The 25,403-nt window shown below is 72.9% G+C and carries 22 protein-coding genes; 10 read left to right on the forward strand and 12 right to left on the reverse strand.

Translation table 11 applies throughout. The features are described from left to right. Nucleotides 1–127: 127 nt before the first annotated feature. The 5 genes from HS045_RS10360 to HS045_RS35370 form a co-directional block, all read right to left on the reverse strand. The gene (locus HS045_RS10360) at nucleotides 128–745 is read right to left on the reverse strand and encodes an FMN reductase (RefSeq protein ID WP_196450852.1); all 618 of its coding nucleotides are present in this window, start codon (nucleotides 743–745) and stop codon (nucleotides 128–130) included. Further along, nucleotides 745–1,890, reverse strand: coding sequence for an LLM class flavin-dependent oxidoreductase (locus HS045_RS10365; RefSeq protein ID WP_196450853.1), 1,146 nt, complete (start codon nucleotides 1,888–1,890; stop codon nucleotides 745–747). Before HS045_RS10365 ends, HS045_RS10360 begins: the two co-directional genes overlap by 1 nt. 233 nt (nucleotides 1,891–2,123) lie before the next feature. Beyond that, nucleotides 2,124–3,353, reverse strand: a complete 1,230-nt coding sequence (locus HS045_RS10370) for a serine hydrolase (RefSeq protein WP_196450854.1) — start codon at nucleotides 3,351–3,353, stop codon at nucleotides 2,124–2,126. A 305-nt stretch (nucleotides 3,354–3,658) separates the two neighbouring features. Next, the gene (locus HS045_RS10375; protein WP_196450089.1) at nucleotides 3,659–4,462 is read right to left on the reverse strand and encodes a hypothetical protein; all 804 of its coding nucleotides are present in this window, start codon (nucleotides 4,460–4,462) and stop codon (nucleotides 3,659–3,661) included. 195 nt (nucleotides 4,463–4,657) lie between these two features. Continuing rightward, nucleotides 4,658–4,789: a hypothetical protein gene (locus tag HS045_RS35370; RefSeq protein WP_255531708.1), complete on the reverse strand. Its 132-nt coding sequence runs from the start codon at nucleotides 4,787–4,789 to the stop codon at nucleotides 4,658–4,660. 169 nt (nucleotides 4,790–4,958) lie between these two features. Here HS045_RS35370 and HS045_RS10380 point away from each other — a divergent pair, with 169 nt between their 5' ends. Continuing rightward, nucleotides 4,959–5,537, forward strand: coding sequence for a hypothetical protein (locus HS045_RS10380; protein ID WP_196450855.1), 579 nt, complete (start codon nucleotides 4,959–4,961; stop codon nucleotides 5,535–5,537). Nucleotides 5,538–5,787: 250 nt separating this feature from the next. Here HS045_RS10380 and HS045_RS10385 read toward each other — a convergent pair whose 3' ends face one another. Further along, nucleotides 5,788–6,462 (reverse strand): TetR/AcrR family transcriptional regulator, encoded by a 675-nt coding sequence (locus HS045_RS10385; protein ID WP_196450856.1) that lies wholly within the window; start codon nucleotides 6,460–6,462, stop codon nucleotides 5,788–5,790. Between the two features lie 77 nt (nucleotides 6,463–6,539). Between HS045_RS10385 and HS045_RS10390 the strand changes: the two genes are divergently transcribed. Then, on the forward strand, nucleotides 6,540–8,117 hold the full coding sequence (locus tag HS045_RS10390; protein WP_196450857.1) for an NAD(P)/FAD-dependent oxidoreductase: 1,578 nt from the start codon (nucleotides 6,540–6,542) through the stop codon (nucleotides 8,115–8,117). A 134-nt stretch (nucleotides 8,118–8,251) separates the two neighbouring features. Here the strand turns inward: HS045_RS10390 and HS045_RS10395 are convergent, their stop codons facing one another. Beyond that, nucleotides 8,252–10,633, reverse strand: coding sequence for a M28 family peptidase (locus tag HS045_RS10395; RefSeq protein WP_230883522.1), 2,382 nt, complete (start codon nucleotides 10,631–10,633; stop codon nucleotides 8,252–8,254). 135 nt (nucleotides 10,634–10,768) lie between these two features. Here HS045_RS10395 and HS045_RS10400 point away from each other — a divergent pair, with 135 nt between their 5' ends. The 7 genes from HS045_RS10400 to HS045_RS36095 all read left to right on the forward strand — a co-directional run bounded on the left by HS045_RS10400 (nucleotide 10,769) and on the right by HS045_RS36095 (nucleotide 17,356). Then, nucleotides 10,769–11,386, forward strand: a complete 618-nt coding sequence (locus tag HS045_RS10400) for a DedA family protein (protein ID WP_196450859.1) — start codon at nucleotides 10,769–10,771, stop codon at nucleotides 11,384–11,386. Further along, complete coding sequence (locus HS045_RS10405; RefSeq protein WP_196450860.1) at nucleotides 11,370–12,473, forward strand: sensor histidine kinase; 1,104 nt, start codon at nucleotides 11,370–11,372, stop codon at nucleotides 12,471–12,473. The genes HS045_RS10400 and HS045_RS10405 overlap by 17 nt, the downstream gene beginning before the upstream one ends. Continuing rightward, complete coding sequence (locus HS045_RS10410) at nucleotides 12,464–13,108, forward strand: response regulator transcription factor (protein WP_196450861.1); 645 nt, start codon at nucleotides 12,464–12,466, stop codon at nucleotides 13,106–13,108. Before HS045_RS10405 ends, HS045_RS10410 begins: the two co-directional genes overlap by 10 nt. Before the next feature lie 251 nt (nucleotides 13,109–13,359). Continuing rightward, the gene (locus HS045_RS10415) at nucleotides 13,360–13,890 is read left to right on the forward strand and encodes a protein-tyrosine phosphatase family protein (protein ID WP_196450862.1); all 531 of its coding nucleotides are present in this window, start codon (nucleotides 13,360–13,362) and stop codon (nucleotides 13,888–13,890) included. Nucleotides 13,891–14,031: 141 nt separating this feature from the next. Next, entirely contained in the window at nucleotides 14,032–14,739 is a 708-nt protein-coding gene (locus tag HS045_RS10420; protein WP_196450863.1) for a sensor domain-containing protein, read from the forward strand. Between the two features lie 240 nt (nucleotides 14,740–14,979). Next, nucleotides 14,980–15,879, forward strand: coding sequence for a LysR family transcriptional regulator (locus HS045_RS10425; RefSeq protein WP_196450864.1), 900 nt, complete (start codon nucleotides 14,980–14,982; stop codon nucleotides 15,877–15,879). A gap of 340 nt (nucleotides 15,880–16,219) precedes the next feature. Further along, the gene (locus HS045_RS36095) at nucleotides 16,220–17,356 is read left to right on the forward strand and encodes a cytochrome P450 (RefSeq protein WP_196450865.1); all 1,137 of its coding nucleotides are present in this window, start codon (nucleotides 16,220–16,222) and stop codon (nucleotides 17,354–17,356) included. A gap of 587 nt (nucleotides 17,357–17,943) precedes the next feature. Here HS045_RS36095 and HS045_RS10435 read toward each other — a convergent pair. The 5 genes from HS045_RS10435 to HS045_RS10455 all read right to left on the reverse strand — a co-directional run bounded on the left by HS045_RS10435 (nucleotide 17,944) and on the right by HS045_RS10455 (nucleotide 24,748). Beyond that, nucleotides 17,944–18,834, reverse strand: coding sequence for a sterol desaturase family protein (locus HS045_RS10435; RefSeq protein WP_230883523.1), 891 nt, complete (start codon nucleotides 18,832–18,834; stop codon nucleotides 17,944–17,946). A 184-nt stretch (nucleotides 18,835–19,018) separates the two neighbouring features. After that, entirely contained in the window at nucleotides 19,019–19,798 is a 780-nt protein-coding gene (locus tag HS045_RS10440) for a helix-turn-helix transcriptional regulator (RefSeq protein WP_196450867.1), read from the reverse strand. A gap of 187 nt (nucleotides 19,799–19,985) precedes the next feature. After that, complete coding sequence (locus tag HS045_RS10445) at nucleotides 19,986–21,701, reverse strand: ABC transporter ATP-binding protein (RefSeq protein ID WP_196450868.1); 1,716 nt, start codon at nucleotides 21,699–21,701, stop codon at nucleotides 19,986–19,988. Continuing rightward, nucleotides 21,698–23,506 (reverse strand): ABC transporter ATP-binding protein, encoded by a 1,809-nt coding sequence (locus tag HS045_RS10450; protein ID WP_196450869.1) that lies wholly within the window; start codon nucleotides 23,504–23,506, stop codon nucleotides 21,698–21,700. The genes HS045_RS10445 and HS045_RS10450 overlap by 4 nt, the downstream gene beginning before the upstream one ends. Nucleotides 23,507–23,809: 303 nt before the next feature. Further along, nucleotides 23,810–24,748 (reverse strand): alpha/beta hydrolase, encoded by a 939-nt coding sequence (locus HS045_RS10455; protein WP_196450870.1) that lies wholly within the window; start codon nucleotides 24,746–24,748, stop codon nucleotides 23,810–23,812. Nucleotides 24,749–24,824: 76 nt separating this feature from the next. On the opposite strand from HS045_RS10455, the gene HS045_RS10460 reads away from it, so the two are divergent. Next, entirely contained in the window at nucleotides 24,825–25,382 is a 558-nt protein-coding gene (locus HS045_RS10460; protein WP_196451157.1) for a TetR/AcrR family transcriptional regulator, read from the forward strand. Nucleotides 25,383–25,403: the final 21 nt, after the last annotated feature.

Consider the following 25,403-nt stretch of genomic DNA (forward strand, 5'->3'; position numbering starts at 1 on the left):
CGCAGGCGGAGGAGCGGCCCGGCCGCCATCCGGTCTTCCGGCGGGTCTCGTCCGGTCTTCCGGCGGGGTCCCCTGACCGGTGCACGGCACGAGGCCCCCGGAACCGCAGGGCGTTCCGGGGGCCTCCTCACCGGCCGGTGAGGAGCGTCTCGAAGGGCGTGGGGTCGACGAACGGGTCGGCGGCGGCGGCTCGCGGTCGCCGGGCGACCAGGTCGGCCAGCTCCCCGCCGGCCCGCCGGACGCGGTCGCCCAGCGCCGCGCCGGTCGCCTCGCCGCCGGCCCAGTCCTCCGACGCGGCGAACACGGCGGTGGGCGCGACGACGGCCCGCAGATAGGCGAACAGGGGCCGCATCCCGTGCTCCAGGGCCAGCGAGTGCCGGGCGGTCCCGGCGGTCGCGCCCATCAGCACGGGCTTTCCGGTCAGCGCCTCCTTGTCGAGCACGTCGAAGAAGGTCTTGAACAGGCCGCTGTAGGAGGCGGAGAAGATCGGCGTGACGGCGATCAGCCCGTCGGCGCCGGTCACCGTGTCGACGGCCGCCCGCAGAGCGGTGTTCGGGAAACCGGTGAGGAGGTTGTCGGCCAGGTCGCGGGCGTGCTCCCGCAGCTCGACGACCTCGACGGCGGCGTCGACGCCCCGGGCGGCCAGCGCCGCGACGCCGGCCTGCGCGAGCCGGTCCGCCAGCAGCCGGGTCGACGACGGCGCCGACAGCCCGGCGCTGACCACGGCGAGGGTGCGCGTGCTCATCAGGCCTGCACCTCCTGGCCGGACCGGCCGGTCACGTCGTCGGCGGGCGCGTACACGGTGGCGTCCTGGGCGCCGCCCCGGGCGGCGACCCGGGCGGCGTGGGTGGGCGCGTCGGGGACGTGGGCGGGCTTGAGCGCCGCGAACTCCCTGCGCAGCACCGGCACGACCTCCTCGCCGAGGAGGTCGAGCTGCTCCAGCACGGTCTTCAGCGGCAGGCCGGCGTGGTCGATGAGGAACAGCTGCCGCTGGTAGTCGCCGACGTAGTCGCGGAAGGCCAGGGTACGGTCGATGACCTGCTGCGGGCTGCCCACGGTCAGCGGCGTCTCGCGCGTGAACTCCTCCAGCGACGGGCCGTGGCCGTAGACCGGGGCGTTGTCGAAGTAGGGGCGGAACTCGCGCACCGCGTCCTGGGAGTTCCTGCGCATGAACACCTGCCCGCCGAGGCCGACGACGGCCTGGTCGGCCGAGCCGTGACCGTAGTGCTCGAAGCGCTGCCGGTACAGGGCGACCATCCGCTGGGTGTGCTCCTTGGGCCAGAAGATGTGGTTGTGGAAGAAGCCGTCGCCGTAGTAGGCGGCCTGCTCGGCGATCTCGGGGCTGCGGATCGAGCCGTGCCAGACGAACGGCGGGACGCCGTCGAGCGGCCGGGGGGTCGAGGTGAAGCCCTGCAGCGGGGTGCGGAAGCGGCCCTGCCAGTCCACCACGTCCTCGCGCCAGAGCCGGTGCAGCAGCGCGTAGTTCTCGACGGCCAGCGGGATGCCCTGCCGGATGTCCTGCCCGAACCAGGGATAGACCGGTCCGGTGTTGCCGCGGCCGAGCATGAGGTCGACGCGCCCGCCGGCCAGGTGCTGCAGCATCGCGTAGTCCTCGGCGATCTTCACCGGGTCGTTGGTGGTGATCAGCGTGGTCGCCGTCGACAGCTGCAGCCGCTGCGTCCGGGCGGCGATGTAGCCCAGGGTGGTGGTCGGCGAGGACGAGAAGAACGGCGGGTTGTGGTGCTCGCCGAGTGCGAACACGTCCAGACCGACCTCCTCGGCCTTCTCGGCGATCGTGACGATCGCCCGGATCCGCTCGGCCTCACGGGGCGTCCGCCCGGTCGTGGGGTCGGCGGTGATGTCGCTGACTGAAAAGACACCGAACTGCATGACGTTCCCCGTCCGCTCGTGGATGACATGTCGTGCTGTCTCCCGGCTGAACGTGCATGACACGTCATTTATTTCACGGCCGACGGGCGGAGGCGGGCGGGCGGAGGGCGCCGGTCGACGGGCGGAGGCGGGCGGGTGGAGGGCGCCGGTCGACGGGCGGAGGCGGGTGGAAGGCGAGGGGGCGGCGCAGGGGGCGGCCGGGGCCTCCGGCGCCGCGCGGGTCCGCGGGCTCGTCAGTCGTCGATCGCCTGGTAGAGCGTGGTCCAGAAGTCGTGGATCAGCTGCGCCGGATCCGGGACGGACATCCCGACCTGGGTGAGCAGGATCCCGGTGAGCCGGTTGTGCGGGTCGGCGTAGGCCGAGGTGCCGGTCCCGCCGTCCCAGCCGAACTGTCCGACGGGCGCGTAGTCACCGCGGTGGGTGCGCACCGCCATTCCGAAGCCCCAGCCGCCGTGCTGCCCCTGGCCGTGCGAGACGTGGACGTTGCCCGCGGCCAGGGCGTTGCGGGCGGCGTTCTGTCCGGGCGTGAGCCGGTCGGTGGTCATCAGCTCGACGGCGGGCCGCGACAGGATCCGCTCCCCCCGGTGCATCCCGCCGTTGAGCAGCATCGAGAAGTAGGCGTGGTAGTCGTCGACGGTGGAGACCAGCCCGCCGCCGCCGCCCTGGAACGCCGGAGGTTCGCTCCATCGTCCTCCCTCGGCCTCGTCCCACACGAGGAACTCGCCGCTGTGCGGGTCGGGGGCGTACAGGGTCGGCAGCCGGTCGATCGTGTCGGCGGACGCGTGGAAGGCGGTGTCGGCCATGCCCAGCGGACCGAAGATGCGCTCGCGCAGGAACGCCTCGAACGACCGGCCGGTGACCCGGGCCACCAGCACGCCGAGCAGGTCGTTGCTGATGTGGTACTGCCAGTGCTCGCCGGGCTGGTGCATCAGCGGCAGTGCGCCCAGGCGGCGCATCCACTCGTCCGGCTCGGGCATCGGCGTCGGCAGGTTGGGGGTGAGCCCCTGCTCGAAGACGGCGTTCATGATCGGGGTGCCCAGCGCCGTCAGGTCCATGCCGAGGCCGAACGTGGAGGTCAGCAGGTCCCGTACGGTGATCGGCCGCCGCGCCGGCACGGTGTCGTCCAGCGGCCCGTCGACGCGGTTGAGCACCTGCCGGTCGGCGAGCTCGGGCAGCCACCGGTCCACCACGTCGTCCAGCCGGATCCGGCACTCGTCGAGCAGGACCATCGCCGCCGCGACCGTGACCGGCTTGGAGGTGGAGGCCATCCGGAAGACCGTGTCCCGGCGCATCGGCGCACCACCGTCATGCCGCATCGTGCCGAGCGCCTCGACGTGCGTCGCGTCGCCCCGGCCGACCAGGGCGACGAGCCCGGGGATCCGTCCGGACTCGACGTGCCGCGCCAGCACCGCGCGCAGTCTGCGCAGCCCCGCCTCCGACAGGACGCTCTTGCCGTTCTCCATGCTGAATCTCCTCGCTCGCGGTGGTCGATCGGTGAGAACCGTCCAGGTCCCGGTCCCCGGCCCCGGACCCGCAGTTCCGGGATCGCGCGCCGAACCGTTCGCCGAACCGTTCATGACGTCCACGGTCGCCGACGGCCCTGATACCGGGCCGTCGCCGTCCTGACGCGGCCCCTGACGCGGCCCCTGACGCGGGCGCGGTCGGGACGCCGCCCCGTTCAGCCCGAACGCACCGACCGCATGCCGTCCGTGCGAACGGCATGCGGTCGGTGCTCGATGAGGGGGTCGGCCACCGCTGGTCCGGGGCGTCATCCTCTCGGGCCGAAGGCCGTCATGAGGACGTGCACGCCGATGAGGACGGCGACCCAGATCATGGCGCGCCGGGTCGGCCGGGGGCCGTTGCGCAGCAGCGAGACGCCCAGGGGGATGAAGGCGAGGCACAGGCCGCCCACGGCGAGGAAGGACTGCGGTTCGGTGCCCTTGAGCGTTCCGAGGGCGAGCACCGACATCAGGCCCAGGGAGATGGAGCGGCCCAGGCCCAGGGCGCCGGAGCGGTAGGCGCCGATGGCCAGCACGATCCAGCCGAAGAAGGCCGGTCCGGACATGGACCGGAACGGGTGCCAGTGCGTGTCGCGCCAGGCGTCGTAGTAGCCGTCGATGCCGTCGAGCATGGTCGGCAGGCCCAGGACGTCGGTCAGGTGGAAGGCCAGGTGGTCGGTGCCGAACTGGAAGGTGCGGGTGAACAGGCCGACGATCACCAGGCAGCCGCCCCACAGTCCCCACATCGGGCTGGTGGCGCAGATCCGCTGCGCCAGGGTGACGACCGCGGGCAGCAGCAGTACGAATCCGAGGGCGAAGCAGGTGTAGGCGGCGGTGATGAGGGCGGGGTGCTGGGTGTAGGCGGTGAGCTGGTACGGGACGAAGTAGTAGAACGGGGAGCGCAGGAGGGTCCCGGTCATGATCAGGGTGGGGCCGGCGATCAGTGAGATGGCGCTCACCCAGCGGCCGGGGAAGACGGGCGGGCGGTCCAGGTTGGCGGCGGCGTTGGCGGCCCGTCGGTCCGCGCCGGTCCGACGTCGTCGCGTGAGGCGCTCGCGAAGATCGATAGCCATGGTTTCCCGTCCCTCTTGTCCGTGATCGGTGTGCCTGGACCGGTGCGTCCGGGGCACACCGAAATGGTGCTGGACGGGGCGGGGCGTAGGCGTCTGGCTCGGGTCGCATCCTGCCGGGCGGGGTGGGGCGGGGGGTGCGACCGTGGGCGGACGCGGATGTCCGACCGTGGGCGGATGCCGGGTGATCGGGCCGACCTACCCGATCTCCGGGGGGATGCTTGAGGCGATCTCGCCGGCCGGGCCGACGCGCACCGCGCAGTCCTCGCCGCCGCCGACGGCCTCCGCGGCCGATTCCGTCTCCGCTCGGCCGTTGACCCTCTTGTCCACCGTACAATACGATCTTCTTGGCCGCTGTACAGGAAAGTGTGCCGGGGGGTGCGGGGACCGGCGGAGGCCGAATCCGGGAGAGGAGCCGAACCGTGCCCCTGCAGGGCGCATGAGGGACGTGCGCCGAGGACGACGGCCGCCGGGCCGTCGGCAACCGAAGGAGAGCAGGATGTCCGTACTGAACAGGGTCGGCGGGGCCGCGTCGACAGGACCCGCCGGGTGGCGGACGGCGTCGGCCGCCGTCCTGGCGGCGGCGCTCGCGCTGGGGACCGCGGCGGCTCCGGCCGCCGCGGCGGCACTGCCGCGGTCGGCCGCGGCGGCGGCCGTCTCCTCGGCCTCGGCCGGAGGATTCGGGCCGTCCGGATTCGGCGGGGTGCGACTCGGGATGAGCGCCAAGAAGGCCAGGTCCACCAAGAAGATCGTGTATGTTCTCGGGTCCGGCGCGTGCACGGGGTGGGACCTGAAGGCGTACCCGGGTGGCGCCGACGACGTGGGCCTGTACATCTCCAGGAGACACGGCGTGGCCGTGATCGCCGCCCCCAAGGGCGTGAAGACCCCGCAGGGGGTCACGATCGGCTCCACCGGCAAGCGACTGAAGAAGGCCTACCCCGGGATACGGCGGGCGGCCAACGGATACTCCACCGTCACCGTTCCCGGCAACCCGAAGGCCGACTACCTCTTCCAGCTGTCGCGCGGCAAGGTCAGCGAGATGATCCTGGCTCTGAAGGACCAGGACTGCGTCAACTGACGGTGCTCTGATCCCTCCGGAGGTCCGGTGGTCCGGCGGGGAGTTCCCCGCCGGATCGCCCGTCGCCCGCCGGACGGTCCGTCGCCCGCCGGACCGTCCGCCGGATCGCCCGTCGCCCGCCGGACGGTCCGTCGCCCGCCGGACCGTCCGCCGGACCGTCCGTCGCCCGCCGGGCCGCTCCTCGCCCGCCGGGCCCGGCGGAGGACGGAGGCCGCCCGGCAGGCGGGCGCCCCGTCCGGTCGGCTCCTGCTCACCCGGCCGCTCGTGCGGTCAGGCCGTCCAGGATCGCCTCGATCCCGGTCGCGAAACTCGCCTCCAGGTCGAGATCGCGGATCTCTCCGGCCAGCCGGTGGGTGGCGGGGAAATCGGCGGCGGGCAGCGCCGACAACCGGTCGAACTCGCTCTCGTCCGGCGGCCCGATGGCGGCGTTGACTTCGGCGAGCGTGAAGCCGGTGGCGTAGGAGAAGATCAGGTTGCTCGCGTGCACGATGCGCACCGGAGCGAGACCGGCCTCCTCCAGCGCGCGGTACAGCTCCTCGTAGATCCTGTACTCCTGCACGGTGCTCTCCGGATAGGAGACCAGGTAGGGGAAGAGCCGCGGATGGGCGTGCGCGACCTGCCGCAGGGCCAGGCACAGCGCCCGTATCCGGTCCCGCCAGCCGCCGGTGCGGGCCCGGGTGAGGTCCATCTCCTCCAGGACGGTCTCCACGACGCCGCGCAGCACCGCGTTCCTGGTCGGCAGGTAGTAGTACAGCGCGGTCGGGAACACGCCGAGGTCGGCGGCGAGCCGCCGGACGCTCAGTGCCTCCACTCCGGCGTCGTCGATCATTTCCAGGGCCCGTCGCAGGATCAGTTCCCGGGACAGCGGCTCTCGTTCCGGATCGGCCGCCCGGCGGGTGCGGCCTCCGGCCATCTTCTCGACCATGTTGTTCACCGTACAATAGATTTTCTGCTGTTCACCGTACAACGCCATCTACCGGGGACGATGAGGAAAGCGTGCGCTTGACCAGGAAAGAGCTGCTGGCGGGGGTGGCCGGGCTGTCCGTCGCCGCCGCCGGGACCGTCGTCGGTTACCAGGCCGGCGCGTCGTCGGTCCGGCGTCCCGCCGGAGGCAGGTGGGAGGTCGGCCGCGACGGCGGTCCCCCGCCGGGCGGCGTCGTGGGCGAGGTCACCCGCGTCATCGTGATCGGGGCGGGTCTGGCCGGTCTCGCCGCGGCCAACGCCCTGGCCTCGGCGGGGGTGGAGGTGCTGGTCCTGGAGGCGAGGGATCGGCTGGGCGGCCGGATCCGCACAGCCGAGATCGGCGGGTCCGACATCGACCTGGGCGCCGCGTGGATCCACGACCCCCGGGGCAACCCGCTGACACGGCTGTGCGAGCGGGCGGGCGTCCGGCGCCTGCCGTACGCCCTGGACGACCTGATCGCCGGGGCCGCGCTGGTGGGGGAAGGAGGCGTGCGGGTGCGCGGATCCGGCCGATCGCGCCTGGTGCGCGACGCGGCCGGCTTCGAGGACGCCGCAGCGGGACTCGCCGCCCGTGCCGCGTCCTCCGGCGGTCCCGCCGCCCGTGCCGGGTCCTCCGGCGGTCCCGCCGCCCGTGCCGGGTCCTCCGGCGGTCCCGCCGCCCCGGGCGGCGCCGCGGAGGCCGGGCGGGAGGCGACGCTCGGTGCCCTGATCGACGCCTACTGCGCCAGGGAGGCCGACGCCGACCGGCGCGAATGGACGCGGTTCATTCTCCGGACGGTCGTCGAGACGGAACTCGCCGCCTCGGCCGCCGAGCTGTCCGCGGCGGTGCTGGACGTCCCCGAGCCGTACGGCGGCGGCGACGACGTTCCGGAAGGCGGGTACCGCCGCCTGATCACGGCGCTCATCCCCGACGCGGCCGTCCGGACGGGCGCGGCCGTCCGGACGGTCCGGGCCGAGGGCTCCGGCGTCACCGTCGAGACGACCGACGGCCGCACCGAGCGCGGCTCGCACGTGCTGGTCACCGTCCCCCTCGGCGTGCTCAAGGCCGGGGCGATCGGCTTCCTGCCGGCCCTGCCCCCGCCGAAGGCGCGGGCCGTTGCGGCGCTCGGCTTCGGCGACTTCGAGAAGGTGGTGCTGCGGTACGGCTCCCGCCACTGGGACGAGGCCGTGACCGGTTTCCTGGTCCGACACGGAAACACCCCGCTGCGCGCCTGGATCGACGCCACCGGCCCGGCCGGCGCGCCCACCCTGGTCGCGCTGGCCGGCGGCCCGGCGGGGCGGGCGCTGTCCGCCCTGGCGGAGGAGGAGGTGCTGCGGCGCGCCCGGGACGTGCTCGCCACCGCGACCGGCGCGCGGCTCCCGGCTCCGGAGGCCTCGGCCGTCACCCGCTGGAGGAACGATCCGTTCGCCCGCGGCGCCTATGCCCACCTCACCCCCGGCGCCGGCGTCGCGGCGATCGAGGCGCTGGCGGCCCCGGTCGCCGGTCGCGTGCTGTTCGCCGGTGAGGCGACCTGCCCGGTGCGGTTCGGCCACGCCGACGGCGCCTTCGTCTCCGGGGTCCGCGAGGCCAAGCGCCTGCTGGGGGTCCCGGCGGTGGAGCTGAGGCTCCAGACCTGATCTCTCCGCCGCGCGGGCCCCTCGACCCGCTGCCAGGATGCGCTGCCGTTACCGCCGCCGCCGCCGCCGTCGCTGCGGCTGCGGTTGCGGCTGCGGTTGCCGTTGCCGTTGCCGCGGGGGGGAGGAACCGCGTGTCACCCGGCGGCCCGTTCCGCGCCCGCGGTCCGGGGCGGGAGCGCCGGCGGGATGCGGGAGCCCACGGTCAGGGTGTGAGTGCGGGTGACCGCGATGAGGTCGCCGTCCTCCCTGGTGGCGGCGACCAGGCCGGGAGGCCTGGGGACGAAGCCCGGCGCCGTGCCCAGGCCGTCGGTCTCGGCGATGGCGATGAGGCGGATCCGGTCCGTTCCCGGCATGCGCACGGTGATCCGGACTCCCCGGGCGGGGATGCCGCGGAAGCGGACCTCCGAGGGCCAGGTGCCGGTCCGGATGCCGGTGACGGGCACGCTCGCCGACCCGAATCCGCCGGCCGACGCGGTGACGCGCGTGATCGGCCGGTCGAACCTGAGCGTCGCCGAGCGCACGCCCTTCCCGGGGGCCACGTGCAGTTCCAGCGTGTCCGCGTCGTGGGCCAGGACGGTGGTCCGCAGGCCGTCGGCGGCGATCGCCGGCGCGGGACCGGTCCACAGGGTGCCCCGTGCGTATCCGGCGGGCAGCGCGGAGGTGTCGCGACCGGACACGTACCGCCTGGTCCACCGCGCCGGCTCCGCGTCGGCGCTGACCCAGTGGGCGGTGCGGGTGTCGGCGTCCATGACGTACGCCAGATGCGTGCGCCGCGGCCGGTCGGCGTCGAAGTCGTCCACCGCGAACCCGGCGGCGGCCAGTCCCGCCGCGAGGAGCACGGCCGTCACGGGCACCGCGAGGACGACGGTCCGTCCCGGCAGGGTGACGGGGTCGGGCAGGAACGGTTCCGCCATCGGCACCACGGCCAGCCCGAACAGTGCCAGCACCAGCGCGCTCACCCCGCCGAGCGCCAGTCCCATCCCGTCGAAGACGTCCCCGGCCAGGGACGGCAGCAGCACCGCGGCCGTGAGCGGCCCCAGCATCGCCATGACCGTCCGCGCCCAGGCGGGCGTGCGGAGCAGGATCGCGGCCGGCCAGCCGAGCGCGCCCGCCAGCGCCGGCAGGGTGAACAGGAAGGACGCGCCGGGAGCGACCTGGGCGCACAGCAGGCCCAGTCCGGCGAGCCAGGTCAGCGACCCGATCGCCAGCGCCGCCGGGCCGAGCCCGCGCCGCAGCGCCAGGTACCAGCCGAGGACCGCCGCCGCGCACAGGAACGCGATCGCCGCCCGGTACGGCTCCGGACGGTGCAGCAGCCCGCCCATCGAGTCGTAGGCGGGCCGCCAGGCCACCAGCAGCTCCCACAGCCCCTGCGCCGAGGCGGCCGACACCGCCAGGGGCACCGCGGCCGAGGCCGCCGCCGCGATCAGCCGGGGCAGGCTCAGCAGCCGCCTGACGCGGGCCAGCACCGCCAGGCCCGCCACCGCGAGGACGGCCAGCACCGCCAGCGGCCACACGAGCCGGTCCGGATACACGATCATGGTGCCGAGCGCCCGGAAGTAGGTGGCGTCGTGATCGGAGGCGGTCGTCCGCAGGTCCGCGTCCCCGAGGGCGCGCGCCAGCGCCAGCATGTTGGTGCCGTGGTGCTGCAGGCTGCCCCGGTCGAGGTTGGCGATGGAGTCGCCCGCGGTGTGGTACAGCGAGGAACGCTGGATGTAGGCGAAGTTCATGCCGGTGAAGCCGGCCTTGGTCAACGGGGTGAAGTCGGTGGTGTTGGGCAGCAGCCGATACAGCTCGACCATGGCGGAGTGCCCCCGCGGAGCGGGGACGGCGTCGGCGAAGGTCTCGACCAGGCGGGCGTTGTCCGCGGAGGTCTCGAACAGCAGCGAGGGGCCGCTGACCCCGCGGGCCTCCCAGTTCAGCAGCACGCCCCCGGCCCTGCCCAGGGGGTGGCCGCGGACGAAGGCCTCGGCGCCGAGGACGCCGTCCTCCTCGCCGTCCGACATGAGCAGCACGACGTCGTTGCGGAGACGGGGGCCCGCGCGCAGCGCCCGGACGGTCTCGATCATCGCGGCGACCGCGGCGCCGTCGTCGGAGGCGCCCGGTCCCATGGCCGCGGAGTCGTAGTGCGCGGCGATGAGCACGGTGCCGGTCGAGGCCGTGCCCGGCAGCCGGCCCACGATGTTGTCGACCCGGCCGAACGTCGCCAGTCCCGTCGCGGACCGGGCGCCGACCGAGCGCTGGATCTCGACCTGGAGCCCGGCCGCGCGCAGCCGCCCGGCCAGGTAGTCCCTGGCGCGGCCGCTCGCGGGGCTGCCGATGGGACGCGGTTCGGCGGCGAACCGCTTCAGGTGGACCAGCGCGCGTTCGGCGCTGAACCGCTCGCCGGGAGCGGAGGCGGGCAGGGGCTGCATGGTGCTGTCGGCCATGGCGGACAACATGACCACGGCGGCCAGTGCGAACAGGGCCGCCAGCCCGGCGGGCAGCCGCCGCGGGACGTCGAACAACTTTCCGATCATGGCCAGGGACGGTAGGCGGGGCCGTCCGCCCGGCGGAATGAGGCGCCTGCCCGCTCGCCCGTGTGGTTTTCCGCAACCCGGAACGGCCACGCACCTCATTCCGGGCCTATCATGGCCGCTCATAGCCTTCGAGGCATGACGGATTGGCTGATCGAACTGATGGAGATCCTCGGAGCGCCGGGTGCGGGTCTGGCGATCGCACTGGAGAACCTCTTCCCGCCCCTGCCCAGCGAGGTGATCCTCCCGCTGGCCGGCTTCACCTCCTCCGAGGGCGGGATGAACCTGCTGAGCGTGCTGGCCTGGACCACGGCGGGCTCGGTCGTGGGCGCGCTGGCGCTGTACTGGGCGGGGGCCCTGCTCGGCCGCGAGCGCACCCTGGCCCTGGCCGCCCGGATCCCGCTGCTGAAGGTCTCCGACATCACCAGGACCGAGGCGTGGTTCCTCAAGCACGGCCGCAAGACCGTGTTCTTCGGGCGCATGATCCCCATCTTCCGCAGCCTCATCTCGGTCCCGGCCGGGGTGGAGCGCATGTCCCTGGGCGTCTTCACGCTGCTGACCGCGGCCGGCAGCCTCATCTGGAACACGGTCTTCGTGCTGGCGGGCTACGTCCTGGCCGAGAACTGGTCGCTGGTCGAGGCCTACGTCGGGATGGGCACCAACACGGTGATCGGCCTGGTGCTGCTGGCCCTGCTCGTCTTCGTGGGCACCAGGCTGGCGGAACGGGGCAGAGGACGGCATGCGTTCCGTGGTTGAAGGGCTGCGCCTGCTGGGGGCGGTGATCCTCGGGACCTTCACCGCCCTGCTCGGCCTGGTCGTCCTCCTCGCGGCGCTGCCGTTCGCCCGCCGTCGCGCCGTGCGGGAGGCGGCGCGGCGGCTGGCCGTGCTGGACGCCCGCCGCCTGCGGCTGGACCCCGCGGCCCTGGGACTCGGCGCGGTCCGCGGGGACGGGCAGGAACTGCGCTACCTGGCGACCAGGGCGCCGGTGGGCGTCCTCGGCGGCCTGGTCGTCGCCTTGCTGGGCGTCGGCGTCCGGGTGGCCGGAGCCCTGGCCTGGTCGTGGGGACGGGGGCTGCCGTTCGACGGCATGGCGCCGACCGCGCCGCTGCTGGCCTACGCCGCCCTGGCGGGGACGGTGCTGCTGTTCCTGAACCTGTCGGGCCTGGCGGGCGTGCACGCGCTGGAGCGGCGGCTGGCGCGGCGCATGCTCGGCCCCGACCCCACCGAGGCGCTGCGGCGCCGCATCACCGAGCTGGCCGAGAGCCGCGCGGGTGTGCTGGAGGCCGTCGACGCCGAACGGCGCCGGATCGAACGGGACCTGCACGACGGGCTGCAGCAGCGGCTGGTGGCGCTGTCCATGCTGGCCGGGCGGGCCCGCCGGGGGCGGCCCGAACTGCTCGCCCAGATACACGAGCAGGCGCAGCAGGCGGTGGGCGAGCTGCGCGAGGTGGCCTGGCGGGTCTACCCGTCGGGACTGGACGCGCTCGGGCTCGCCGACGCGCTGGCCGGCGTGGCCGAGCGCTCCGGCATCCCGGTCAAGGTCGTGTGCGAGCTGCCCGCGCGCCCGCCGATGGCGGTGGAGACGGTGTCGTACTTCGTGGCCAGCGAGGCGGTGACGAACGCGGTCAAGCATTCCGGTGCCGGCGAAGTGACCGTCGAGGTGCGCGAACAGGGCACAATGATCGTCGTGCGCGTACACGACGACGGGATGGGCGGGGCGGATCCGGCGGGCGGCGGCCTGTCGGGGCTGGCGCGGCGGGTGGCCGCGCTGGACGGCCGGTTCACCGTGACCAGCCCGCCCGGGGGGCCCACCGTGATCACGGCGGAGCTGCCGTGCGGGTGATCCTGGCCGAGGACTCCGCCCTGCTCCGCGAGGGCCTCGTGCGGCTCCTGGAGGACGAGGGCCACGAGGTGCTCGCCGCGGTCGGCGACGGCCGGGCGCTGGTCGAGGCGGTGGAGGCGCGGGAACCGGACGCGGTCGTCGTGGACGTGCGGATGCCGCCCACGCACACCGACGAAGGACTGCGCGCGGCCCTGGAGATCAGGAGCCGCCGGCCGCGGGTGAAGGTGCTGGTGCTGTCGCAGTACGTGGAGAAGACGTACGCCACCGAGCTGATGAGCGGGGACATCGACGGCGTCGGCTACCTGCTCAAGGACCGGGTGGCGCAGGTCGGCGACTTCCTGGACGCGCTGGAGCGGGTCGGCGCCGGGGGCACGGCCTTCGACCCGGAGGTGGTGCGGCAGCTGCTGGCCCGTACCAGCCACGCCGACCCCCTGACCCGGCTGACCGCCCGGGAGCGCGAGGTGCTGGAGCTGATGGCGCAGGGCCTGACCAACGCCTCGATCGCCCAGACGCTGCACGTCTCGCAGAGCGCGGTGGAAAAGCACGTCAACGCGCTGTTCGACAAGCTGTCGCTGTCCCACACCTCCGGCTACAGCCGCCGGGTCCTGGCCGTCCTGCGTTACCTCGGCTCCTGAGGCCGTACGGCGGGCACCCCGGCCCTGGACGCCCTGGCGTCCTTCCGGCGGGCCCCCGTCCTTCCGGCGGGCCCCTGTCCTTCCGGCGGGCCCCCGGCGGGTCGGCGTTTCCACGGGGTGGGGTTTACCGCACCTTGGAACGGCCACGCGCCTCATCCCGGGTCCGGCCGGATGTCCATAGTCTCTTGGACGCGACGCGTCGGCCGGTCGAGGACGTGCCGTACAGCGTACGGGCGGAAGGAGAACACACGATGGAAGATCCCATGGACGGGACGACGGCCGACCGGCCGGTAGGTGAACCGCCGCTGGTCGGAGCGTTCCGGTTGCCGGACGGCTCCTGGGTCCGCGGTCGCGGCCTGCGCCGTCCGCTGCCGGAGGGGCCGACGCCTGACTTCGGCCTCTACCTCGGATCCGACCGGCTCCGCAGCCGCCACGAGAGCGGGCTGCGGTGGCCGCACGAGTGGATCCGGTGGCCCGACTTCCTCCTGCCCCGCGACCCCGATCTGGCGGTACGGCGGATCCGCGACCTGCACGAGAGGGCGCGGGCGGGTGCCGCGGTGGAGGTCGCGTGCGAAGGCGGCGTCGGCCGCACCGGCACGGTCGTCGCCTGCCTGGCCGTCCTGGCCGGTCTCGACCCGGCCGAGGCCGTCGCCTGGACGCGTGAGCACCACCATCGTCGGGCCGTCGAGACCCCGTGGCAGCGCCGCTGGGTGCTGCGCTTCCCGCGGCCCCTCCCTCCGGAGGCGCGTGACCAGGGCGCCGGCCCTGAGGCGGCACGCTGAGTCTGGACCGCCGTTCCCGCCGGGCCGAACGCCGGAGGGCGCGGCGGGATCACCCCCGTACGGGAGGGTGGGGCCAGCCCTACCGCGGGAAGCCTGCCGACAGGATCGATCCCCGGCCCGGCGGCTCGTAGCGTTGGCCCCATGAGATCCCTCGCGCGCCGCCTCGGCATCGACACCCGCTACCTGCTCCTCGGCCTCCCCCTGGCGGTGATCGCCTTCTGCCTGCTGGTCGCCGGTCTCTCGGTCGGCGTCTCGACGGCCATCCTGTGGATCGGGGTGCCGATCCTGGGGGCGGCCCTGCTGCTCGCCCGGGGCTTCGCCGACCTGGAGCGCCGGATGCTGCCGGAGGTGCTGGGCGGCTCGGTGGCCAGACCGCGCTACCGGCCGGCCCCGCAGGGCGCCGGTCGGTTCCGCCGGATGGTGAACCCGCTGACCAGCGGGCAGTCGTGGCTGGACCTGCTCCACGGCATCGTGAACCTCCCGGTCGCGATCGCGACGTTCTGCCTCACGGTGATCTGGTGGGCCGGGGCGGTTCTCGGGCTGACCTATCCGATCTACGGGTGGGTCCTCGAGGCGATCCCGGACAACGACGGCCTGCCCGAGCTGCTGGGCTTCGGCGACGGCGCCCTGGTCGGCGTGGTCCTCACCACCGCGGTCGGCGTGCTGTTCGCGATCACGCTGCCGCTCGTCGTCCGCGGCGCGGCGCTGGTGCAGGCCGGGTTCAGCCGGGCTCTGCTGACCGGCGTCGCCGAACTGCACGGGCACGGCGACGGTCCGGCCCGTACCGGTGAGTCCCCGCTCGTCTTCGCCGGCCGGACCGGCGAGCGCCGCGCCGCCTTCACCGCCTGAGAAAGGCCGCTCCGGTGTCCACCGTTCCCCGTACCGCGTCGAAAGTCGGCGTGGGGTGCGTGGCCCGGAGCCGTGGACCGACCCGACGCGGTGGCACGGGCAGGCTCGGCCCGTTCCGGCCTGCACCGGAGAATGCCGCTGAAGAGTCCGGAGACCCATGAACGGTTCGGACCGGCGCACCACGTCCGGCTCGTCGGATTCCCGACCACTTCGAGGGCGCCATTCTGAAGGGGCAGAGTCGTGAAGTTGGAGATCAGGCACGTGCGCCTGCTTCTGGCGCTGGTCGAGGAGCGGAGCATCCGGCGAACCGCGCAGCGGCTGGGTCTGCCGCAGCCGGCCTTGAGTTCGCAGCTGTCCAGGATCGAGGAGACCCTGGGCAGGAAACTGTTCCAGCGCAGCACGAGGGGGGTGGTGCTCACCGAGGACGGGGCGAGACTGCTGCATCACCTGCACGCCGTGGATGCCGGAATGAAAGCGCTCGAGCGGGAGATCATGGAAGCGCGGAAGGATCCGCCGGACGTGATGCGCGTGGGGGTGTCATGGTCTGGGCTGTTGGGCTACCTGGAACACGAGCTGGCGGCGGCCAAGCGGGCGGCGCAGTTCGTTCTTGTCGAGGAGCACGAAGGGCCGGCCGCGTCCGCACGGGGTGTGCTGGACTTCCTCGAGGTCATGGAGGCGTCCGACTCCCCGCTGAAGTTCCCGCACCGGTTTCGGACGGCCACCGTGGCGGAGGTCCCGATCGGCGTGATAGTGCCCTCAGGGCACCCGTTGTCCGGACATGGCCAGATCACCGGGGAGGATCTGGCGCGCGCGGGGTGGGTGTCGGCGCTTCCGGACACGTGGTGGCATCAAAAACTGATGGACTTCTGCGCCATCGTGGGATTTGTGCCGAATATTCAATATTTAACCGCCTCGCAGTCGACGCTGCCTGAGCTGCTGGCCGCACGGCCGACGCTCGCCGTAGGCAGCGCCGTGCACGCTGCCGCGGTGGGCGGCCGGCTGCTCCGGTTCGGGTGGAAGGACGGCCAACGGGTGGTTGCCGCCTGGGACCCTGCGACCTGCCCGGACGACGTGGCCCGGGACCTGCTCTCCCTGGTCCGTTCCTGGTACGGGTCGCAGGTCCCACCGGCGGGTTCGTAGCGGCTCAGGGCGACGGCGGGGATCCGGTTTCCCCTGATGCGGGGCACGGCCGAGCCGGATTTTACGACTGCGCCACCCGATCGAGGATATATCACGTTACTATTCGTTTCCGGATGAGTGTTATATCCCTTCTGTCGGAACGAGTACGTAGCATTGCCACCGGATCGCACCGATATATCCGGTCCCGGAAAACTCCATTCCGGTCATCCGCTTCAGGAGGTGTGCGATGCGCTACTACCACTGATCCGCCGTTTTCCGAATTCGCTGGGCCGGTCCGCGCCGCCGCGGCGGGCGGACCGGCTCGCAAACGGAGCTCTGCCTAGGACGAAGGAACGACGAGGTGTTCACACCCCTTGCGCCGGAAATGCTGCGCGACCCGTATCCGAGGTACGCCGAGCTGCGCCGTGAGGCGCCCGTGCAGTGGTTCGAGCCGCTGCGGGCATGGCTGGTGCTGCGGCATGCCGACTGCACACGGGTGGTCACCGACTCGACCACCTTCAGCAATGATCTGGCGGTGCTGGGCGAAGAGCCGCCCACGGCGATTCTGGGTCTGCAGAACCTGGACCCACCCGAGCACACCTCGGTGCGGCATGCGTTGGTGCGCGCCCTCAAGAGCGTGGACGTGGGCATCTGGGCACGCGAGAGCGCCGCGCATGCGGAGCGGCTGCTCGCGGATGCGGACCTGAACGGCTTCGACTTCGTATCGGAGTTCGCCGAACCGCTGTCCGCGGAGAGCATGCGCATCCTGTTCGGCGTACCCGACTTCGGCGCCCCCGATGAGTTCCACGCCGCACAGCGTGCCCTGGTTCTCAGCATGGACGCCGGGCTGGAGCCGGAGCGGGGCGCCCCGGGCGTGCGGGCTCGCGACCACCTGTCCGGTGTCCTGGAACCCTGGGTGATGCGGCCGCCGAAGAACGGCCTGCTCAGTGGGATCGACATCGCCTCCGCCGGACGCCTGCGCCGCTACCTGGTGAACTCACTGCGCCAGATACTCGTGGCCGGCTTCTCCTCGTCCAGCAGCATGCTGGGCCTGGCCCTGAAGACTCTGGCCGAGCAGGGTCTGCTCGACCGCGACGAGCCGCTGGCGGTGACACCGACCGCCTACAACGAGGTGGTCCGCCACTCGGGTGCGGTGCAGGTGGACAGCCGGGCGTGCGCGCAGGACGTCGAACTGGGCGGGCGGCTCATCCGGCGCGGTGACGAAGTGGTGGCCGTCATCGCGGCGGCCAACCGTGATCCCGACGTCTTCGAGCGGCCGGACGACCTGGTCGTGGACCGGTCTCCCAACCCGCACCTCGGCTTCGGCCGCGGTGTTCACTCGTGCCTGGGCACCGCCTTGGCGACGGCGTTGCACGCACGGGTGCTGACCACGCTCTCCGAGCGCTATCGCGTCCGGCTCGACGGGACACCGGTGATGCGCCCGACCGCCACCTTGCACGGGCTCGACCGGCTCCCGGTCGTCCTTCTCCCCCGCTAGGCCTGTTCTCCGCATCGGGGACCGTCGGGCATCTCCGATGTGACGCGTTGATCGCGGCAGGCCGGGGCGGCGGTTCCCGGGGCCGTGAGACGGCCTGCGCGGTTCGGCGGCCCGGGTGCGGAGAAGGGCGCTCGATGAGGTGCTCCGCGACCTCCGGACTCATGGCGAACCCTACGCGGGTCCGTGTCCGGAGGTCATGGGGCACCTCAGACGTGCACCGCCGGCCAGCGGCCGGCCCCGTCGCCGACGTAGCCGGACGCGAGCCTGGCCGCGGAGACGGGGATCGCCGTCTTCAACGTCGCCTTCGCCCACTGGATCACCACGCCGGGCCGATCCGGCCTCCGGGAGCTACTGCACGCGTCCCTGGAGCGGCTGAAAGGCATGATCGCGGATGGACCCGCCGGATCAACGGCCTCCCGCCGTCCGGCCGCGTCGACGCCCTGAACGGAAGGGCGTGGCGTTCCGCGGCGCGGCACCGGGCGGCGAGCACGGCGGCCGGGCCCCGCAGGCCCCGCCCCCGCAGGCCCCGCCCCCGCTCAGCTGCGCCTGCCGATAATGGCTGCTCTGGAGAAACCTCAGGTCAAGCCCTATGCGATGAGTTGTGAAGCGGTAGAGGGCTCCGCCTGACAGGCGCCGGAGGCGCGGAAGGGTTCGGCGAGCTGGACCAGATAGGCGGTGGGATAGTCGGGTTTGGCGGCCATGCCCAGTTGCTCGGAGGTGAAGCGCCGGGTCGGGTCGTAGGAGAAGGTGCCGAGCAGGTGGTCCCACGCCAGGGTGAACAGCCCGAAGTTGACGTCGCCGATGCCGGCCCACTTGAGGTGGTGGAAACGGTGGCCCTCGTTGAGCGCGAGCACGTACTTCAAGGCACCGATGCGGTAGTCGGCGTTGGAGTGCTGGAGCAGCAGCTGGACGGCGACGGCGAGGGCCAGGGCGGAGGCGACGTCGACCGGCAGGCCGATGAGGATGAGCGGGGCGACGCCGGCGCTCATCTCCAGGGCCTGGTGCAGGGGGTGCTTCATCAGGCCGTTGAAGCCGTAGAAGCGCTTGATCGAGTGGTGAACGGCGTGGAAACGCCACAGCAGGCCGATCTTGTGGCTGGCGTAGTGGGTCAGCGTGATGCCCAGGTCGGCGATCAGAACCGCGGCCAGTACCTGCAGCGCGAACGGCCAGGAGTGCGGCCACACGTCGGCGACGGTGACGGTGGCGGCCAGAGCCGGGAGGACGCCCACGCTGATGAGCAGGAGCAGCTCGTTGACGCCGGCGTGGGCGACGTCACGGCCGCCGTCTCCGGCCGGGCTGTTCCACTCCGCCTCGTACGGCAGGGCTCGTTCGGCGGCGAACGAGCAGCCGATCGCGGCCAGCAGCAGGACGATCAGCCACAGCTTGGAGGCGCCGGAGGCGGCCAGGGCGATGGCGGTGCCGTTGACACCCAGCAGCATGAACGGCACGTAGCCGTAACGGACGACGAATTTCAGCATGCGCAACAGCGTCGCGGCCGCCGGCCCCCTCGGGCTTGGATGAATCCGCTGGCCCGCGAAGCAGGCCATGCCGTTCCCGCCAGGCGACCGGGCGGGGCCGGCTGACGTCGTTTCGGGTCACGTCCCGGACGACGTCCTGGGCCGGGGTGTCGGACAGCAGGTGTCGGACAGCAGGCGTCAGGCTTCAGGCGGTGGGGCGTACGAGGTGGACCAGGTGAGAGGGGGCCAGGCCGAACATCTCGTGGCAGACGCGGGTCAGGTGAGAGCTGTCGGCGAAGCCGGCACCGTGCGCGGCCTCGGTGAGCGTGGCGCCGCCCCGCACCGCCTCGATCGCGTGCAGCAGACGGGCCCAGCGCCGCCAGGCCGGAAACGGCAGCTGCAGATGCTCGGCGAACAGGTGCCCCAGACGGCTGGCCGACACCCCGGCTCGGGCAGCCAGCTCGCCCAGCAGCAGCGGCCCGTCGATGAGCTGAGGGGCCGCCTCCAGCGCGCGGGACAGAGCGGCGGGAAATCCTCTCGTGTCGGCGGCCGGCCCGATCGAGCACCGCACGCCGGGCAGAGTCTCCGGGCCGGTGACCGCGGCGGTGACCGCGGCGGTGGCCGGCAGGCGGGCGGCGGCCTGCCAGGTGCTCACGATGTCCGCGTCTCCGGCCGTGGCGATGCGGGCGCCGGCCGCGCGCGCGGCCGGATGGGCCGGATCGAGGTAGGCCAGCAGGCCATGAGCGCCGGGGGCGGCTCGCAGTCCGTGCCGGACACCGGCCGGGATGATCGCTGCCTCGGTGCGGCACCGGTGACCGTGCCGGTCGGTCAGCATCACCTCGCCGTCGAGCACCAGCAGGACCTGCACCGCGGCGTGCGCGTGCGGTGCGGCCGACCCGATCGCGCCGGTGAAGGCGAGCAGGCCCGGGACGGCCGTGACCGTGCCCGCCCAACGCGCTGCCTGCGCCTGCTCGCCGCACGGCATTCCTGGTCCTCCACCCGGGTCCGCGTCACCAGCCGCAAAGGAGCGCTGAGCAACCGTCACCGCCCTACGTGTTCGCGAGGCCGGTCATCTCGGCGTCGAATGGCCTTCCGGTTCCCGACATCCCGCGTCACCGGCGGGGCGACGGCCGCGAAACGCCCTCTGGAACGGCATGCGCAGGACCTGCGGCTCAGTCGTGTGCCGCCGGTGTCAGGGAGGCGTTCCAGAAGCCGGCGTAGCGGCCGCCGCGGCGGAGCAGTTCATCGTGGCGTCCTTCTTCCACGATCCGGCCGCCGTCGAGAAAGGCGATGCGATCAGCGCGTCGGACCGTCCGCATCCGATGAGCGACCATCACGACCGTCCGGCCGGCCATCAGGCGTTCGATGCCCTCGTGGACGGCCGCCTCGTTCACCGGGTCCAGCGCGGAGGTCACCTCGTCCAGCAGCACGATGGGCGCGTCCTTCAGCAGCGCCCGGGCTATCGAGACGCGCTGGCGTTCGCCTCCCGACAGCAGCGCGCCGCCCTCGCCGACGTTGGCCGCCCATCCGCCGGGCAGCCGCTCGACCACCTCGTCCAGCCGCGCGGCGCTCGCCGCCGCCCGCAGCTCGGCCTCGGTGGCTTCGGGGCGGCCCAGCCGTACGTTGTCCTCGATCGTGCCGTCGAAGAGGTAGACGTCCTGGAAGACGATGGCGATCCGGGCCATCAGCTCCTCGGTGCCGATGGCGCGCACGTCCACGCCGCCCACGCGCACCGCGCCCGCGTCCACGTCGTGGAAGCGCGCGAGCAACTGCAGCAGGGTGCTCTTGCCCGCGCCTGACGGGCCGACCACGGCGAGCCGCCGTCCCTCGGGTACGGACAAGGACAGGCCGTCGAACACCGTGCGGTCGCCATGCCGGAAGGCGACGGACTCCAGATCCAAGCCGTGACCTACCGGCTGGATCGGTTCCGGTGCCTCCGGCAGCGGTTCGGTGCGCAGGACCGCGTCGAGTCTGGCCAGTTCGGAACGCGCGGCGCGGAGCTTGCCGCCGAGGTCGGCCAGTGACAGGACCGGATCGGCGCAGCGAGCGGCCAGCACCAGGATCGTCAGGACCTCCGCGACACCGATGCTCCCGCTGAGCGCGAGGTAGGCGCCCAGCACCAGCAACCCGGTGAACACCGCCTGCACCACGAGCGTCAAGCCGATCAGGCCGGGCAGCACCGACAACACGGTACGGCGGGACGCGCGCTGAAGTTCCCCCAGCGCGTCGTCGAGCAGCGCGAAGCGTTGCACGCTCCGGCCGCCGGCGCGCAGCACCGGCTGGGCCTGGAGGAACTCGATGACCCGCCCGGTGGCCTCGGTGTCACGTTCGTGGCGGTCGGCATCGCCCGCGGCCATCGAGCGGCCGGTCCAGATCTGGATCGCCGCCACGAGCGGCACGGCGACCAGCGCGGCCAGCCCCAGCTGCCAGTTGAAGGCGAGCATCACACCGACGATCGTCACAGGGGTGACGAAGGCGGAGATGTAGGGCGCCAGCAGATGCGCGATCACGCCCATCGTCTCCAGCACGCCCTGGCCGGCCAGGACGGACACCTCTCCGACGCGGCCGGTGCTGTACCAGCCGAGGGGCAGCCGGGCCAGGTGATCGCCGAGCCGGTGGTACATGCCACGCAACAACGTGGTTCCGGCGCGGAAGCCGAACAGATCGCTGACATAGCGCAGCACCGCGTAGATCGCGATCACGCCGCCGAACGCGATCAGCCAGGGCAGCGCGTCCACGGGGTCGCCGCCCAGCAGGGTCCGCAGCACGGGAACCAGCAGGGCGTAGGACAGACCCTCGACGATCGAGGTCATCGTCATCAAGGCCACGGTACGGCGCACCGGCCGGGCGTGGTCATGGCCCAGGACGCGCAGCAGCATGCGGATCATCGGTACTCCTTGGATCGCCAGAAGGCGGCGAACCTTCCGTTCTCCGCCAGGAGGTCGGCGGGTCTGCCCTGCTCGACGATCGACCCGTCGTCCAGCATCACGACGGTGTCGGCGTCGGCGACCGTCTCCAGGCGGTGGGCGATGACCAGGATCGTGCGATCGCCCTCCAGCGCCGCCAACGCCTGCCGTACCGCCTGCTCGGTCTGCGGGTCGGCGAACGCGGTCGCCTCGTCCAGCACCAGGACGGGTGTGGCGGCGAGCAGCGCACGGGCGAGTGCGATCCGCTGCGCCTCGCCACCTGACAGCCCGGCCTCCTGCCCGAGCACCGTGTCGTAGCCGCGTGGCAGCTCAAGAATCCGATCATGGATGTTCGCCATCCGGGCGGCGCGGACCACGTCGTCGAAATCGGCGTGCGGTACGGCGAGCGCGATGTTGTCCGCGACCGAGGCGCGCAGCAGGCGAACGTCCTGGAAGACGAAGGAGACCGTCCGGTAGAGGTCGGAGCCGGCGAGCTCGCGCAGATCGACGCCGCCCAGGGTGATCGAACCGTGGGTCGGGTCGAAGAAGCGCGGCAGCAACCGGACCAGTGTGGACTTGCCGCTGCCCGAGGGCCCGACGACCGCGGTGACCGTGCCCGGTTCGAGGACCAGGTCGATCCCGCGCAGCACCTCGCGGCCGTCCTCGTAGCCGAAGCGGACGTCACGCAGTTCCACCCGGTGGCCCTGCGGCGCGATCGGGTGCGCGGGCTCCGGCAGCGGCGCCACCTCGAGCACGTCCCGGATCCGGCCGATCGCGCGCCTGGCGGCCTGCAGGTCGTCGAGACCATGGGCGATGAGGGCCGCCACCGGAGCGGTCAGGCCCAGTCCCAGCAGCAGGAAAGGCAGCAGGTCGGCCGGGGGCAGGCCACCTGCCGCGATCAGGGCGGTGCCGCCGATCAGGACGACCAGCAGCACGAACGGCGGTGACAGCACCAGTTGCATTCCGGCGGCGATCACGGAGAGGCCGCGCACGAAGCGGTGGTAGATGCCGACGAAATCGTCGGTGGCCGTGCGGAACCGGCGGTGGGCGCGTCCGGAACCGCCGAACGCCTTGACCACCGAGATGCCCTGGACGAACTCGACGACGGAATCGGCGATCCGCCCCATGGCCGCATCGAACTGCTTCTCCTCACGCAGCCGGGTCGGGGTCATCATCAGCGGGAGGTGCGCCACGGCCAGCACCACCGGGATCAGCGTGATCAACGTGAGCCGCCAGTCGACGGTGAACAGGTAGACCAGGGAGAGCAGCGGCACCACGAACGCGGTGATGAGCTCGCCGGGAGCGTGGGCGATGAACGGGTGTACGGCGCTGACGTCCTCGCCCACCACCTTGGCCAGCTCGCCGGTCCGGCGCCGGGAGAACCAGCCGATCGGCACGCGCCCCAGCCGCGCGGCCAGCTGCCGGCGAAGGGCCAGTTGCACCCGGCCGTCGAGAAGGTGCCCGATTCCGGATGACGCGGCCGTGAACAGCAACCGGACGAGCAAGCCGACCGCACCGGCGATCACGACGAACCAGACACGATCATGATCGATCGGGCCGGGCGCCAGCAGGCCGCGCCCCAGTTCGATGACCGCCAGCAGCGGCGCCAGCCCCGCGACGGCGCCGATCACCTGGAAGGCGACGACGGCCGCGAAGCTCCAGGCGTACGGGCGCAGCAGCCTGCTCAGGCGGAATCCGTGCGCGGGATCGGGGCCGGGCGGCGGCGTGGGCGGCGGCGTGGGCGGCGGCCCGGCCTGGACGTGTCCGGCGTCGGAGGCGATTGTCATGCCGAATGTCCTTCCTTGTGTCGAGCGGTCAGGGGGCGATCCCCAGCGGGTGGCGGGAGCCGGCGGTGTCGCCCTGATCGAGGCCATCGCGGTGGACGGGGTACGGCCGGACGCGGTCGTCCCGGCCGACGGCCGGGTGCGGACGAGCGCGCCGGCCCATCCGGACGGCCGGGTGCGGACGAGCGCGCCGGCCCATCCGGACGGCCGGGTGCGGACGAGCGCGCCGGCCCATCCGGACGGCCGGGTGCGGACGAGCACGCCGGCCCATCCGGACGGCCGGTTCCAGGTCGCCTGCGCCGGGTGTCACTCGCCGAGGGACTCCTGGAGGAAGGCGAGGATCTCCGCCCGGGCGGGCGTCGCCTGGGGTGCCATGCCCGGCATGCTCAGGAACGCGTGCCCCGCCTCCGGGTACTCGCTGAGCCGCGCGGGCGTCCCGGCCGCCTGGAGCCGCTCGGCGTAGCGGCGGCCGTGGTCGGCGATCGGGTCGCACGTCGGCACCACCACGAGCGCCGGGGCCAGCCCGTCCAGATCGTCGGCGTACAGCGGCGACAGCGCGCGGGCGTCGGCGCCGTCGGGGACGGCCAGCCGCTGGAAGAACCGCAGCAGCGGTACGGACAGGGTGGGCGTCTCCGCGTACCGGGCCGTCGAGTCGTACGTCCAGGCCGTCGAGGTCACGTCGACCGCCGGGTTGACCAGCACCTGCGCCCGCAGCCCGAGACCGGCCCGCCTGGCCCTGATGGCCGCCAGCGCGCTGATCAGCCCGCCGCAGCTCTCGCCGAAGACGGCGACGCGGGCCGGATCGATGTCCCACGTCCCGGCGTGCTCCACCACGTGCTGGAGCACGTCCCAGCCGTCGTCGGCGGCGGCGGACAGCGGCGTCTCCCAGTCGAGGAGGCGGTGCTCGACCGAGACGACGACCGCCGGCAGGCAGGCGGCGAGGTGGCTGTTGACCCAGTCGCTCTGCGTGGCCGTACCGACGAAGGCGCCTCCGTGCACGTGGATCACGAGGGGCAGGGCGCCCGCGGCCGAGGGCCGGTACACCCGGACGGGGAGTTCGCGGCCGGGCAGCGCCACCCGCTGCCAGCCGATCGCGGCACCGGGGTCCGGCTCCCCGGTGATCACGCGTGCGGCCGTGGACGCCCGGACGCGGTTCTCGGCGTCGCGGAAGGCGATCAGTTCCTCGGCCGTCACCGTGGACCAGTCCGGCTCCGCCGGTCGCCGCATCGCGGTGATGTCGCTCATGGACCCCTCCTGAAGTTTCGATACCCAAGGTTTTGAAACCTACGGTAGCGCAACTCGGTATCGTGTGGACGTGAGCATGACTTCGAGTACACCCGCCCGGCCGCCCGGCCGCCCGCGTTCCGGCATCAACGACGTGGTCTTCGCCGCGACGCTGAGCACGGTCCACGAACTGGGCTACGCGCGTGCCACGGTGGAGCGCATCGCCGCCGCGACCGGCATCGCGAAGACGACGATCTACCGTCGCTGGCCGACGAAGGGGACGCTGATCGTGGACTGTCTGCTCGACGCGTTCGGCCCGGTGCCGCTGGAAGGCGATAGTCGGGCCGAGATCATGTCCTCGGCCATCCGCTGGATCGCGGGCAAGATCGGCGAGCCGGGGGTGGGCGACGCGTTCGCGGGCGTGTTCAGCGACGCCGTCAGCGACCCGGGGCTGCGCGAGGTCCTCTCCTCCCGGCTGCAGGACCCCTACCGGCTCGCGCTCCAGGACGCGCTCGGCGAGCCGGAGCACCGGATCCTGTTTCTCATCGACGTCGTCGTCGGGACCCTGCTCCACCGAATGGGCATGACCGGCGAGCCGATGGTCGACGATGACGTCGACGCACTGGTGGAGATGGTTCTGCCGTTCTTCCACTGAGCGGGCGTTTTGCTGCGTCTC

The organism is Planomonospora sp. ID82291 (assembly GCF_015711645.1).
Classification (GTDB): Bacteria; Actinomycetota; Actinomycetes; order Streptosporangiales; family Streptosporangiaceae; genus Planomonospora.

Coding starts and splice junctions, on each gene's coding strand:
- HS045_RS10365 (WP_196450853.1), bottom strand. CDS start 1,890: ATGCAGTTCGGTGTCTTTTCAGTCAGCGACATCACCGCCGACCCCACG.
- HS045_RS10420 (WP_196450863.1), top strand. CDS start 14,032: ATGAGATCCCTCGCGCGCCGCCTCGGCATCGACACCCGCTACCTGCTC.
- HS045_RS10450 (WP_196450869.1), bottom strand. CDS start 23,506: ATGACAATCGCCTCCGACGCCGGACACGTCCAGGCCGGGCCGCCGCCC.
- HS045_RS10460 (WP_196451157.1), top strand. CDS start 24,825: ATGACTTCGAGTACACCCGCCCGGCCGCCCGGCCGCCCGCGTTCCGGC.
- HS045_RS10405 (WP_196450860.1), top strand. CDS start 11,370: ATGCGTTCCGTGGTTGAAGGGCTGCGCCTGCTGGGGGCGGTGATCCTC.
- HS045_RS10370 (WP_196450854.1), bottom strand. CDS start 3,353: ATGGAGAACGGCAAGAGCGTCCTGTCGGAGGCGGGGCTGCGCAGACTG.
- HS045_RS10360 (WP_196450852.1), bottom strand. CDS start 745: ATGAGCACGCGCACCCTCGCCGTGGTCAGCGCCGGGCTGTCGGCGCCG.
- HS045_RS10445 (WP_196450868.1), bottom strand. CDS start 21,701: ATGATCCGCATGCTGCTGCGCGTCCTGGGCCATGACCACGCCCGGCCG.
- HS045_RS10380 (WP_196450855.1), top strand. CDS start 4,959: ATGTCCGTACTGAACAGGGTCGGCGGGGCCGCGTCGACAGGACCCGCC.
- HS045_RS10400 (WP_196450859.1), top strand. CDS start 10,769: ATGACGGATTGGCTGATCGAACTGATGGAGATCCTCGGAGCGCCGGGT.
- HS045_RS10395 (WP_230883522.1), bottom strand. CDS start 10,633: ATGATCGGAAAGTTGTTCGACGTCCCGCGGCGGCTGCCCGCCGGGCTG.
- HS045_RS10375 (WP_196450089.1), bottom strand. CDS start 4,462: ATGGCTATCGATCTTCGCGAGCGCCTCACGCGACGACGTCGGACCGGC.
- HS045_RS10455 (WP_196450870.1), bottom strand. CDS start 24,748: ATGAGCGACATCACCGCGATGCGGCGACCGGCGGAGCCGGACTGGTCC.
- HS045_RS10385 (WP_196450856.1), bottom strand. CDS start 6,462: ATGGTCGAGAAGATGGCCGGAGGCCGCACCCGCCGGGCGGCCGATCCG.
- HS045_RS10415 (WP_196450862.1), top strand. CDS start 13,360: ATGGAAGATCCCATGGACGGGACGACGGCCGACCGGCCGGTAGGTGAA.
- HS045_RS10435 (WP_230883523.1), bottom strand. CDS start 18,834: ATGCTGAAATTCGTCGTCCGTTACGGCTACGTGCCGTTCATGCTGCTG.
- HS045_RS10440 (WP_196450867.1), bottom strand. CDS start 19,798: ATGCCGTGCGGCGAGCAGGCGCAGGCAGCGCGTTGGGCGGGCACGGTC.